We start from the raw sequence: 12,402 nt of genomic DNA, 5'->3' as shown, positions 1-12,402 counted from the left end.
CCGCAACGGAAAAAGGGCGGTGGGAGTATGTTTGGGAAATGGACTACACGAAAGAGGTTAAATCTGATTTTCGGGCCTGAAAGGCAACTGTGACCAACCATGGGGGATGGCACCGGCTTTGCCGGTGATCGCGGCTGAAGCCGCTCCTACGAGCTCGCCGGAGATTCGGAGCGCTTCGCCGCGGCGAACGCCTGCAATTGCGGATAGAACTCGCGAAAATCCGCCAGCAACGGCGTATACAACCGCTCCACCTCGCCCATCATCCCCGTCATCACTTCCGGCCGTGACAGGCGCCGAGCGATGCCCTGGAACACTTGCTCCAGCATGGCGAAGTCGCCATAAGCCCCCAGCCAGTCATCCGCCGCCATGAACGGCGCGATCCGCGCCAGCCGGCCTGGCAGTTCCGGCTCGGCTAGCAGCACCTTGTAGAAGCCGCCGGTGAACTGTGCCAGCGGCTGTTCGGCATACTCGCCCCAATGCCGCGCCAGGCAGTGGTCGAAGAACACGTCCAGCACGATCCCGGCAAAACGCCGCCGCTCCCGGGGGAAACGCGCCAGCGCCGCCAGCACCAAGGGATGGCTGTCGGTGTAGCTGTCGATCTGCCGGTGCAGCCGGATCGCCGCCTCCAGCACAGGGGGGAATCGCCCCTCCAGCGTGCCCTTGACGAAATCGCCATACAGGCTGCCAAGCAATTGTTGCGGCGCATCGCCGCCAAGGTGCAAGTGTGCGAGGTAGTTCATGGCGGCAGTCTAGCACTCGCCCAGTCCCCATCGTCACGGCCCGATATAGCGATTACGCCTCAACTCAGAACACTTTCATATTTGTATATCGCGAACCATCGATTTATATTTCGCCTCATCGCGATATACCGTTAAGCAGCCTGAGAATCCGCCATGCCGATTGATCTCGACGAAATCATAAAAGCCCTGTCCCACCCGGTCCGGCGCGAAATCCTCGCCTGGCTGAAGGACCCGGCGGTGCAGTTCCCCGATCAGCAGCACAGCACCGACAACGGTGTCTGCGCCGGGCAGATCGACCAACGCTGCGGCCTGTCGCAGTCGACCGTCTCCGCGCACCTGGCCACCCTGCAGCGCGCTGGCTTGATCAGCAGCCAGAAGGTCGGCCAATGGCATTTCTTCAAACGCAACGAGGCCACCATCCAGGCGTTCCTCAAGCAGATGAGCCAAGAGCTCTGACAGCGGCGACGCCGCCGTATCCCACTGATTCAAGCGAGGCTTTGCACATGACTACGCTCTTCGACCCGATCACCCTGGGCGACCTCGACCTGCCCAACCGCATCATCATGGCCCCGCTGACCCGCTGCCGCGCCGACGAGGGCCGCGTGCCCAACGCGCTGATGGCCGAGTACTACGTGCAACGCGCCAGCGCCGGGCTGATCCTCAGCGAGGCGACCTCGGTCACCGCCATGGGCGTCGGCTACCCCGACACGCCTGGCATCTGGAACGACGAGCAGGTGCACGGCTGGCACAACGTCACCAAGGCCGTCCACGCGGCCGGCGGGCGCATCTTCCTGCAGCTGTGGCATGTCGGGCGGATTTCCCACCCGTCCTACCTGAACGGCGAGCTGCCGGTGGCGCCCAGCGCGATCCAGCCAAAAGGCCATGTGAGCCTGGTGCGACCGCTCAGCGACTACCCGACCCCGCGCGCCCTGGAGACCGAGGAAATCGCCGATATCGTCGAGGCCTACCGCAGCGGCGCCGAGAACGCCAAGGCGGCGGGCTTCGACGGTGTCGAGATCCATGGCGCCAACGGCTACCTGCTCGACCAGTTCCTGCAAAGCAGCACCAACCAGCGCAGCGACCGCTACGGCGGCTCGCTGGAGAACCGTGCCCGGCTGTTGCTAGAGGTGACCGACGCGGTGATCGAAGTATGGGGCCCAGGCCGTGTCGGCGTGCATTTGGCACCGCGCGCCGATGCCCATGACATGGGCGACGCGGACCGCGCCGAAACGTTTACCTATGTGGCCCGTGAACTGGGCAAGCGCGGCATCGCCTTCATCTGCTCGCGGGAGAAAGAGGCTGACGACAGCATCGGCTCGCTGATCAAGCAGGCCTTCGGTGGCCCGTACATCGTCAACGAGCGCTTCGACAAGGCCAGCGCCAACGCCGCCCTTGCCGCCGGCAAGGCCGATGCCGTGGCCTTCGGTATCCCGTTCATCGCCAACCCCGACCTGCCGGCGCGCCTGGCCGCCGATGCTGCGCTCAACGCGCCGCATCCGGAAACCTTCTATGGCAAGGGGCCGGTGGGGTATATCGATTATCCGCGGATGTGAGTGAGACCCTGTTCGCCGGCAAGCCGGCTCCTGCGTAGGAGCCGGCTTGCCGGCGAACAACCGGTCAGGGCCGGGCATTGATCTGCTGCTGCAGGTTCTGGATCTGGCTCTGTAGCGTGTTGATGTTACGGGTCATCTGCCCGCGAAACGCATCGAACTCCTGCACCGAGGCGCCACCGGACGCCTGCGCCGGACGGTTGTCGACCTGGCTCTTGAGCACCAGCACATCCTGCTCCAGGCTGGCGATGGCGGCGCTCGGGTTGCCCTGTTTCCTCAGCGCCGCTACTTCACTGTTCAAGTTCTTGAGCTGATCATCCAGCTTGCCACCGTCGACCTGGCCCGACTTGAGCGTCGCCAGTTCGGCATTGACCGCTTTCAACTGCGCCTGCAACTGGCCTTGCAGTTCGGTCACCGCCTTCTGCTGCTCACGGGTATCGGCCAGCACCTGCTCCAGGCGCTTGCCCAGGTCACCGGCTTGCCCGGCGACGCCTTGCTGCTGCTTGCCCTGCTCGGCCAGGCTGGCCTGCAACTGGCGGATCTGCAGTTTCAGCGCCTCGCTGCCGGTGGTGCTGTTCGATTCGCTGGCATCGACCTTGCCGCTGATCGCCTGCAAGCGCCCCGCCGCTTCCTCGCTGATGCGGGCGAAGCTTTCCTGGGTGGCCACCAGTTGCTGCTCCATCAGCGAGATCTGCTGGAAGCTCCACCAGCCCAGCCCTGCCAGGGCAATGAACGAAGCCCCCAGCAATGCCCACAAAGGGCCATTGCTGCGCGGTTGCGCGGCCTTCTGGCGGCTGCGCGCCACATGAGCGGGCAGCAGTTCATCGTCATCAGGGGTGCCGGCGCGCAGGGCGGGCACATCGTCGAAATCGTCGTGGGCGTCATTACGCATGGGTGCATTCAACCGCGGTAGTAGCAAAGAGGCATGAGTATAAACCGCCTGGGCGGCGCACTGATGACCATCATCCCGGCGCCAGGTTCACTGATTGCCCGGTTGCGCCTTCCACCAGGTGCAAAATTCATCCAGCGCGGCCCAGACGGTGGTTTTCGGCCGGTAGTCCAGGTACTGGCGGGCGCGGCTGATGTCGAGGGTGAAATCCGTGCTCATCACCTGCATCGCGGTGCGCGTCAGGGTCGGCTGCGGACGCCCGGGCCAGAGCAGGCAAGCCGCCTCGTTGAGCGCGGCCAAACTGTAGGCCATGCCGTAGGAACGATAGCGGGTGACCTGGGGCAGCTGCATCTGGCGCATCACGTAGTTCACCACGTCCCACAGCGGCAACGGCTGGCCGTTGCTGATGTTGTAGGCCTGGCCAAGGGCTTCGTCCCCGGCGAACAGTGCGCTGAGCAGCGCTTCGTTAAGGTTGTGCACGCTGGTGAAGTCGACCTTGTTCAGGCCATTGCCGATGATCGCCACCCGCCCCTTGCGCTGCATGTGCATCAGCCGTGGGAAAATGCTCGCGTCCCCGGCCCCGGTGACGAATCGCGGGCGCAGCGCCAGCACTTCGAGGCCGAACTCCTGGGCACCGAACACCTTCTGTTCGGCGAGGTGCTTGGTCAATGCGTAATGGTCGTGGAAACGTCGCGGCACCTGGTCCTCACGGATATCCAGGCGTGAACGGCCATTGAAGTAGATCGACGGCGACGACAGGTGCACCAGCCGGCGCACATGCTCCTTGATACAGCCTTCGACCACGTTCTCGGTAAGCACCACGTTGCCCTGGTGGAAATCCTGGTAGCGCCCCCAGTTGCCTACGGCCCCGGCGCAATGCACCACGGCGTCGACACCCTGGCACAGGCGCCGGGCCAGCTCGGCGTCGCCCAGGTCGCCGGGAATGAACTGCGCCCCGCGCTTGACCAGGTGCTCCACGCCCTCCGCCCGCCGACCGTTGACCCGTACCTCCAGGCCCTGCTCCAGGGCGAAACGCGCAAAGCGCCCGCCGATGAAGCCGCTCGCGCCGGTGACCAGAATTCGCATGTAAGACTCCGCCTTGCCAGATTTCAGATGCAGTTGACGCCAGCTGTGCCTACAAGGGCACCAGCCAATTCCGCGCCGACTGGCGCAGGTGTTCGGTCAGTTGGGCGAGCAGTTGCCCGCCATTGCGCCAATGATGCCAGTACAGCGGCACATCGATGGGGGTATCGCTGCAAATTTCCACCAGCGCCCCCCGCGCCAATTGCTCGGCCACCTGGCGTTCGGGCACCAGGCCCCAGCCAAGACCTGCCTCGGTCATGCGCAGGAAGCCTTCGGACGATGGGCACAGGTGGTGCAGGAAACCGTCCTGGATACCCAGCGAAGCCAGGTAGCGATGCTGCAGGAAATCATCCGGGCCGAACACGATCGCCGGCGTGCGGGCCAGGCGCCCGGCATCGAAACCTTTGGGGAAGTAGCGCGCCATGAACGCCGGGCTGGCCAAGGCACGATAGCGCATAGCCCCCAACGGCAGGCTGCGCGCACCGGCCACCGGGCGCTCGCTGCCGCACAGGCAGGCCGCTACTTCGCCCGCGCGCATGCGCTTGAGACCGACATCCTGGTCCTCGACCACCAGGTCGAGCAGCACCTGCTGCTCGGCGCAGAAAGCCCCCACCGCGCCCGCCCACCAGGTCGCCAGGCTGTCGGCATTGAGGGCGATGCGCAGACGCTCGGGCATCCCCTCCTCGTCCAGCGCCGGCACCTGGCGCTGCAGGTCGCGCTCAAGCAGGCGCACCTGCTGCACATGGTTGAGCAACTGGCGGCCGACTTCGGTTGGGCTCGGCGGCGTCGCGCGCACCAGCACCGGCTGGCCGACCCGCGCCTCAAGCAGTTTGATGCGCTGCGAGATGGCCGACTGCGACAACCCAAGCACTTGGGCGGCGCGCTCGAAGCCGCCTTGCTCGATCACCGCGGCCAGGGCGGCGAGCAGCTTGTAATCGAACATCGATATTCCTAATGACGGATGAGCTTTATTGGTTTTTCTTATACATCCGCACCCGCCACAATGGCCACATCTTTGTAGGTAAATCAGCGCCGGCGCTTCGTCGGCGCCAGTGGAGTGTTCCCGCTATGTGGCAAAGCTATGTGAACGGCATGCTGGTGGCTTTCGGGCTGATCATGGCCATCGGCGCGCAAAACGCCTTCGTCCTGGCGCAGAGCCTGCGCCGCGAACATCACCTGCCGGTGGCGGCGCTGTGCATCGTCTGCGACGCCATCCTGGTAGCCCTCGGCGTGTTCGGCCTGGCCACGGTGCTGGCGCACAACCCGACCTTGCTGGCCATCGCCCGCTGGGGCGGCGCGGTGTTCCTGATCTGGTACGGCGCCAAGGCATTGCGCAGCGCCTTTTCTAAACAAAGCCTTCAACACCAGGAAGGCCAGGGCATGCGTTCGCGCCGGGCGGTGCTGCTCAGCGCCCTGGCAGTGACCCTGCTCAACCCCCATGTGTATCTGGACACTGTGTTGCTGATCGGCTCGCTCGGCGCCCAGCAGGCTGTGCCCGGCGCCTATGTGGCGGGAGCCGCCAGCGCCTCGCTGGTGTGGTTCTCGACCCTGGCGATCGGCGCGGCATGGCTGGCGCCCTGGCTGGCACGCCCGGCCACCTGGCGGATGCTCGACCTGATGGTGGCGGTGATGATGTTCGCGGTGGCGGCGCAGTTGATCTTCAACTGATGACACGGGGCTGCCTTGCGGCCCTTTCGCCGGCAAGCCGGTTCCTACGATTATCCGTGCCGGCCGCTGGTCGGCACCGGCCAACCGCTCTGGAACCTCTATTCCCTATAGATGTTGCGTGGTTATGCATCGGGGCCGGTGCTATGATCCAGCCCTTGCGTCGCAAAGAGTACAAACTCGCCGACGCTCATCGGGCCGCCCGTGATCGGCCTTGCGCAAACCGCAAACAGACCTGAATCAGGAGATCCACCATGGCTTTTGAATTGCCGCCGCTGCCGTACGCCCACGATGCCCTGCAGCCGCACATCTCCAAGGAAACCCTGGAGTATCACCACGACAAGCACCACAACACCTATGTCGTGAACCTGAACAACCTGGTCCCAGGCACCGAATTCGAAGGCAAGAGCCTGGAAGAGATCGTCAAGAGCTCTTCGGGCGGCATCTTCAACAACGCCGCTCAAGTCTGGAACCACACCTTCTACTGGAACTGCCTGGCACCTAACGCCGGTGGCCAACCGACCGGCGCCCTGGCTGACGCCATCACCGCCGCCTTCGGTTCCTTCGACAAGTTCAAGGAAGAGTTCACCAAGACGTCGGTCGGCACCTTCGGTTCCGGCTGGGGCTGGCTGGTGAAGAAAGCCGACGGCTCCCTGGCCCTGGCCAGCACCATCGGCGCCGGCTGCCCGCTGACCAGCGGCGACACCCCGCTGCTGACCTGCGACGTCTGGGAGCACGCCTACTACATCGACTACCGCAACCTGCGTCCGAAGTACGTCGAGGCGTTCTGGAACCTGGTCAACTGGAAGTTCGTTGCCGAGCAGTTCGAAGGCAAGACCTTCAAGGCCTGATTGAATCAGCCTTGAACAAAAAGACCCGGCCCCGTGCCGGGTTTTTTATTGCGCCCCGGAAGGAGCCAGCCTTGTTGGCGAACAGGCCCACGGGCAAGGCTGCGCCTTGCATCGCCAGGAAGGCTGGCCCCTGCAGTGGGCACGACAGAAATCGCTGTGCCCTGCCCTGACGCTCTTGCTCAAGACGCAGAGCGCGCTAACATCAAACGTCTGGAAAGTTGATGCAGCGCACTCAAGTCGCATGCCTTCTCAACCGATACAGAGCCAAGGGCAGCTCCATCTTCCGGGGCGCACCTGCAATTGGTAATCGGTCGATAGTCTGTTGCCATGACTAATGGCAAAATAATGGCGTGCGCATGGATTAAGGAAACCCCATTGAAGCTGGAATTTCGGAACAGCTTATCGGTCAAGTTGCTCAGGGTGGTGCTGCTCTCGGCGTTGGCGGTCGGGGTCGTTCTCAGCTGCGCGCAAATCGTCTATGACGCCTACAAGACACGCCAGGCCGTGAACAACGATGCACAGCGCATCCTCGACATGTTCCGCGATCCGTCGACGCAAGCGGTGTACAGCCTCGACCGGGAAATGGGCATGCAGGTGATGGAAGGCCTGTTCCAGGACGAGTCGGTACGCATGGCCGCCATCGGCCACCCCAACGAAACCATGCTGGCGGAAAAATCCAGGCCGCTGCAGGACATGTCCATGCGCTGGCTGACCGACCTCATCCTCGGCCAGGAACGCACCTACACCACCCAGTTGGTCGGCCGCGGCCCCTACAGCGAGTACTACGGCGACCTGAGCATCACCCTCGACACCTCCTCCTACGGCGAAGATTTCCTGATCAACGCCGTGATCATTTTCACCTCCGGCGTGCTCAGGGCGCTGGCCATGGGCCTGGTGCTGTACCTGGTGTACCACTGGCTGCTGACCAAGCCGCTGTCGAAGATCATCGACCACCTGACACAGATAAACCCCGACCGCCCCAGCCAGCACCAGATCCCGCAGCTCAAGGGCCACGAACGCAACGAGCTGGGCCTCTGGGTCAACACCGCCAACCAGCTGCTGGCCTCGATCGAACGCAATACCCACCTGCGCCATGAAGCCGAGAACAGCCTGCAGCGCATGGCCCAGTACGATTTCCTCACCGGCCTGCCCAATCGCCAGCAACTGCAGCAGCAACTGGACAAGATCCTCGTCGACGGTGGCCGCCTGCAACGCCGGGTCGCGGTGCTCTGCGTGGGGCTGGACGACTTCAAGGGCATCAACGAGCAGTTCAGCTACCAGGTGGGTGACCAATTGCTGCTGGCCCTGGCCGACCGCCTGCGCGCCCACAGCGGCCGCCTCGGCGCCCTGGCCCGCCTGGGTGGTGACCAGTTCGCCCTGGTACAGGCCAATATCGAACAACCCTACGAAGCCGCCGAGCTGGCCCAGAGCATCCTCGACGACCTCGAAGCGCCCTTCGACCTCGACCACCAGCAGATCCGCCTGCGCGCCACCATCGGCATCACCCTGTTCCCCGAGGATGGCGACAGCACCGAGAAGCTGCTGCAGAAGGCCGAGCAGACCATGACCCTGGCCAAGGCCCGCTCGCGCAACCGCTACCAGTTCTATATCGCCAGCGTCGACAGCGAGATGCGCCGCCGCCGCGAGCTGGAAAAGGACCTGCGCGAAGCCCTGCCGCGTAACCAGCTGTACCTCGTCTATCAACCGCAGATCAGCTACCGCGACCACCGTGTGGTCGGGGTAGAGGCGCTGCTGCGCTGGCAGCACCCGGAGCTGGGCATGGTACCGCCTGACCAGTTCATCCCACTGGCCGAGCAGAACGGCAACATCATCAGCATCGGCGAGTGGGTGCTCGACCAGGCTTGCCGCCAACTGCGCGAGTGGCACGACCTGGGCTTCGGCGAGCTGCGCATGGCGGTCAACCTGTCCACCGTGCAGTTGCACCACAACGAGCTGCCACGGGTGGTCAACAACCTGTTGCAGGCCTACCGCCTGCCGCCGCGCAGCCTGGAGCTGGAGGTCACCGAGACCGGCCTGATGGAAGACATCAGCACCGCCGCCCAGCACCTGCTCAGCCTGCGCCGCTCGGGCGCCTTGATCGCCATCGACGACTTTGGCACCGGTTACTCTTCGCTGAGTTACCTGAAGTCGCTGCCGCTGGACAAGATCAAGATCGACAAGAGTTTCGTGCAGGACCTGCTCGACGACGATGACGACGCTACGATCGTTCGCGCCATCATCCAGCTGGGCAAGAGCCTGGGCATGCAAGTCATCGCCGAGGGCGTGGAAACGGCGGAACAAGAGAGCTATATCATCGCCCAGGGCTGCCACGAAGGTCAGGGCTACCATTACAGCAAACCGTTGTCGGCGCGCGAGCTGACCGCCTTCCTCAAGCAGGCCCAGCGTAACCAGGTCTCGGTGCTGTAACCCCCGTCGATATTGGCCCTGCCCCGCAAACGGGCGTTTGCATGAAATGCACGCCCGCCCCTTTACAGCAAATGCAAATCTTTCGCATGATGTGACGGTTTCGCGTGCCTCGGCGCACGGTCCAACCACACGACGCAGGAAACCAACAATGATTCGAATGCCTCTGGCCTCCGCCAGTCTGCTGGCCATCGCCATCGCCCTCGCCGGTTGCGGCGAAGGCAAGGACGACAAGGCCGCCGCTCCGCAAGCCCAGGCACCTGCCGCCGCCAGCACCACCGCCGCGGCCCCAGGGGCTGTCGATGAAGCCGCTGGCAAGGCCGTGGTCAAGCATTACGCCGAAATGGTCCACGCCGTGTACAGCGACGCGCTGAGCACCGCCAAGCAGCTGCAGACCGCCGTCGACGCCTTCCTGGCCACCCCCAACGACCAGACCCTGAAGGCCGCCAAGGAGGCCTGGGCCGCTTCCCGCGTCCCTTACCTGCAAAGCGAGGCGTTCCGCTTCGGCAACACCATCATCGACGACTGGGAAGGCCAGGTGAACGCCTGGCCCCTGGACGAAGGCCTGATCGACTACGTCGACAAGAGCTACGAGCACGCCCTGGGCAACCCGGCGGCCAGCGCCAACATCATCGCCAACACCCAGATCCAGGTCGGCGAGGACAAGGTCGACGTCAAGGACATCACCCCCGAGAAGCTGGCCAGCCTGAACGAGCTGGGCGGTTCCGAGGCCAACGTCGCCACCGGCTACCACGCCATCGAGTTCCTGCTCTGGGGCCAGGACCTCAACGGCACCGGCCCAGGCGCGGGCAACCGCCCGGCCTCCGACTACCTGGAAGGCAAGGGCGCCACCGGCGGGCACAACGACCGTCGCCGTGCCTACCTGAAAGCAGTCACCCAGCTGCTGGTCAAGGACCTCGAGGAAATGGTCGGCAACTGGGCGCCGAACGTCGCCGACAACTACCGCGCCACCCTCGAGAACGGCCCGGTCAACGATGGCCTGCGCAAGATGCTGTTCGGCATGGGCAGCCTGTCGCTGGGCGAGCTGGCGGGCGAGCGCATGAAAGTCTCGCTGGAAGCCAACTCGCCGGAAGACGAGCAGGACTGTTTCAGCGACAACACCCACTACTCGCACTTCTACGACGCCAAGGGCATCCGCAACGTCTACCTGGGCGAGTACACCCGTGTCGACGGCAGCAAGCTGACCGGCCCGAGCCTGTCGTCGCTGGTGGCCAAGGTCGACCCAGCCACCGACGCCACGCTCAAGGCCGACCTGGAAGCCACCGAGGCGAAGATCCAGGTGATGGTCGACCACGCGCTCAAGGGCGAGCACTACGACCAGCTGATCGCCGCCGACAATACCGCCGGCAACCAGATCGTGCGCGATGCCATCGCCTCGCTGGTCAAGCAGACCGGCGCGATTGAGCAGGCCGCCGGCAAGCTGGGGATCGACAACCTGAACCCAGACACCGCTGATCACGAGTTCTGATCGGCGTTCATGGTTCACAAGAGGCGGCCTTCGGGCCGCCTTTTTTATTTGCCCATTGACCTGACATGCCCTCTGTAGGAGCGGCTTCAGCCGCGATCACCCGCGAAGCGGGTGCCTGGCACCGCGCTGCCCGCATCGCGGCTGAAGCCGCTCCCACAGAGGTCTCGCATCCGCAGTATGCATTTCACATTCTTTTCATCCGAGTAATTGCAAATTGCTCTTATTCAATAACGACCGGCCTGATAAGCTTGCACGCCGGTTTTTCGCCCATGCCCAGGATTGTCGATGTCCTTGCTCCGCCTAAGCCCCCTGCTACTGGCCCTCACCCTCGCCGCCTGTGACGACGCCCCGCGTTTCACCCAGGCCGAGCCCGGTGAAGCCCTCTCCGGCGGCAAGGCGACGGTAAAGCGCAACGACCGCAACGCCTTCTCACTGCCCTCGGCCAACCTGTCGCCCGAGCGGCGCCTGGACTTCGCCGTGGGCAACAGCTTCTTCCGCAGCCCGTGGGTGATCGCCCCCTCCACCACCACCGCCCGCGACGGCCTCGGCCCGTTGTTCAACACCAACGCCTGCCAGAACTGCCACGTGCGCGACGGCCGCGGCCATCCGCCCGAGCCTGGTGACAGCAATGCGGTGTCGATGCTGGTGCGCCTGTCGATCCCCGACCAACCGTACCTCGCCCGCGAGATCGAGCGCCTGGGCGTGGTCCCCGAGCCAGTCTATGGTACCCAGCTACAGGACATGGCCATCCCCGGCGTCGCGCCGGAGGGCAAGGTGCGCGTGAGCTATGAAAACCACACCGTGGCTTTCGAGGACGGTCATCAAGTCGAACTGCGCCGCCCCACGCTGCAGATCACCCAGCTCGGCTATGGCCCGATGCACCCCGATACCCGGTTCTCGGCCCGGGTGGCGCCACCGATGATAGGCCTGGGCCTGCTCGAAGCCATTCCCGAGGCCGACATCCTGGCCAACGAAGACCCCGACGACCGTAACCGCGACGGCATCCGTGGCCGCGCCAACCGCGTCTGGGACGACGCCCTGGGCAAGACGGTGGTCGGTCGTTTCGGTTGGAAGGCCGGGCAGCCCAACGTCAATCAGCAGAACGTGCACGCGTTCGCCGGCGACATGGGCCTGACCAGCACGCTCAAACCGAGCGACGATTGCACCCCGGCGCAGATCGACTGCCTGGCCGCGCCCAACGGCGATGGTGCCGATGGCGAAAAGGAAGTCAGCGACAACATCCTGCGCCTGGTCACCTTCTACACCCGCAACCTGGGTGTGCCGGCCAGGCGCGCTGTCGACGCGCCCCAGGTGCTGGCCGGCAAGAACCTGTTCTTCCAGGCGGGTTGCCAGGGCTGCCACACCCCGCAATTCACCACCGCCGCAGATGCCCATGAGCCGGAACTGGCCAACCAGGTAATCCGCCCCTACAGCGACCTGCTGCTGCACGACATGGGCCCAGGCCTGGCCGACGAGCGCACCGAATTCGCCGCCAACGGCCAGGACTGGCGCACCCCACCGCTGTGGGGTATCGGCCTGACCGAGACGGTCAGCGGCCACACCCAGTTCCTGCATGACGGCCGTGCCCGCAACCTGCTCGAAGCCGTGCTCTGGCATGGCGGCGAAGCCCAGGCGGCACGCGACCAGGTATTGACCTTCAACGCCGAGCAGCGCGCCGCGCTGCTGGCCTTCCTGAACTCACTTTAAACGC

11 protein-coding genes are annotated in these 12,402 nt (G+C 64.5%); 7 read left to right on the top strand and 4 right to left on the bottom strand.

What is annotated here, in order from left to right; genetic code table 11:
- Positions 1-146: 146 nt before the first annotated feature.
- A complete protein-coding gene (locus IM733_RS24655) occupies positions 147-740 on the bottom strand; it encodes an ACP phosphodiesterase (protein WP_248918863.1) in 594 nt (197 codons plus the stop codon).
- A gap of 153 nt (positions 741-893) precedes the next feature.
- Between IM733_RS24655 and IM733_RS24650 the strand changes: the two genes are divergently transcribed.
- Positions 894-1,196 carry an ArsR/SmtB family transcription factor gene (locus IM733_RS24650; RefSeq protein WP_011532447.1) on the top strand — a complete coding sequence of 101 codons (303 nt, stop codon included), beginning with the start codon at positions 894-896 and terminating at the stop codon, positions 1,194-1,196.
- 47 nt (positions 1,197-1,243) lie between these two features.
- Positions 1,244-2,293 carry an alkene reductase gene (locus IM733_RS24645; RefSeq protein ID WP_248918862.1) on the top strand — a complete coding sequence of 350 codons (1,050 nt, stop codon included), beginning with the start codon at positions 1,244-1,246 and terminating at the stop codon, positions 2,291-2,293.
- A 64-nt stretch (positions 2,294-2,357) separates the two neighbouring features.
- Here the strand turns inward: IM733_RS24645 and IM733_RS24640 are convergent, their stop codons facing one another.
- From IM733_RS24640 to IM733_RS24630, 3 genes are all read right to left on the bottom strand, one after another.
- Positions 2,358-3,182, bottom strand: a complete 825-nt coding sequence (locus IM733_RS24640; protein WP_248918861.1) for an ATPase — start codon at positions 3,180-3,182, stop codon at positions 2,358-2,360.
- An 87-nt stretch (positions 3,183-3,269) separates the two neighbouring features.
- Entirely contained in the window at positions 3,270-4,265 is a 996-nt protein-coding gene (locus tag IM733_RS24635; RefSeq protein ID WP_248918860.1) for an NAD-dependent epimerase/dehydratase family protein, read from the bottom strand.
- A gap of 49 nt (positions 4,266-4,314) precedes the next feature.
- Positions 4,315-5,211, bottom strand: a complete 897-nt coding sequence (locus IM733_RS24630) for a LysR family transcriptional regulator ArgP (RefSeq protein WP_248921233.1) — start codon at positions 5,209-5,211, stop codon at positions 4,315-4,317.
- A 119-nt stretch (positions 5,212-5,330) separates the two neighbouring features.
- Here IM733_RS24630 and IM733_RS24625 point away from each other — a divergent pair, with 119 nt between their 5' ends.
- From IM733_RS24625 to IM733_RS24605, 5 genes are all read left to right on the top strand, one after another.
- Positions 5,331-5,930: a LysE/ArgO family amino acid transporter gene (locus IM733_RS24625; RefSeq protein WP_248918859.1), complete on the top strand. Its 600-nt coding sequence runs from the start codon at positions 5,331-5,333 to the stop codon at positions 5,928-5,930.
- A 251-nt stretch (positions 5,931-6,181) separates the two neighbouring features.
- Positions 6,182-6,778: a superoxide dismutase gene (locus IM733_RS24620; RefSeq protein ID WP_248918858.1), complete on the top strand. Its 597-nt coding sequence runs from the start codon at positions 6,182-6,184 to the stop codon at positions 6,776-6,778.
- A 375-nt stretch (positions 6,779-7,153) separates the two neighbouring features.
- Positions 7,154-9,205 (top strand): putative bifunctional diguanylate cyclase/phosphodiesterase, encoded by a 2,052-nt coding sequence (locus IM733_RS24615; RefSeq protein WP_248918857.1) that lies wholly within the window; start codon positions 7,154-7,156, stop codon positions 9,203-9,205.
- A 148-nt stretch (positions 9,206-9,353) separates the two neighbouring features.
- Positions 9,354-10,691: an imelysin family protein gene (locus IM733_RS24610; protein ID WP_248918856.1), complete on the top strand. Its 1,338-nt coding sequence runs from the start codon at positions 9,354-9,356 to the stop codon at positions 10,689-10,691.
- Positions 10,692-10,970: 279 nt separating this feature from the next.
- Positions 10,971-12,398 carry a di-heme oxidoredictase family protein gene (locus tag IM733_RS24605; protein ID WP_248918855.1) on the top strand — a complete coding sequence of 476 codons (1,428 nt, stop codon included), beginning with the start codon at positions 10,971-10,973 and terminating at the stop codon, positions 12,396-12,398.
- Positions 12,399-12,402: the final 4 nt, after the last annotated feature.

The sequence above is a fragment of the Pseudomonas entomophila genome, from assembly GCF_023277925.1.
GTDB classification, from domain to species: domain Bacteria; phylum Pseudomonadota; class Gammaproteobacteria; order Pseudomonadales; family Pseudomonadaceae; genus Aquipseudomonas; species Aquipseudomonas entomophila_D.
The sequence above is the reverse complement of the archived record's forward strand: the minus strand, read 5'-3'. Positions and strand labels throughout refer to the sequence as shown.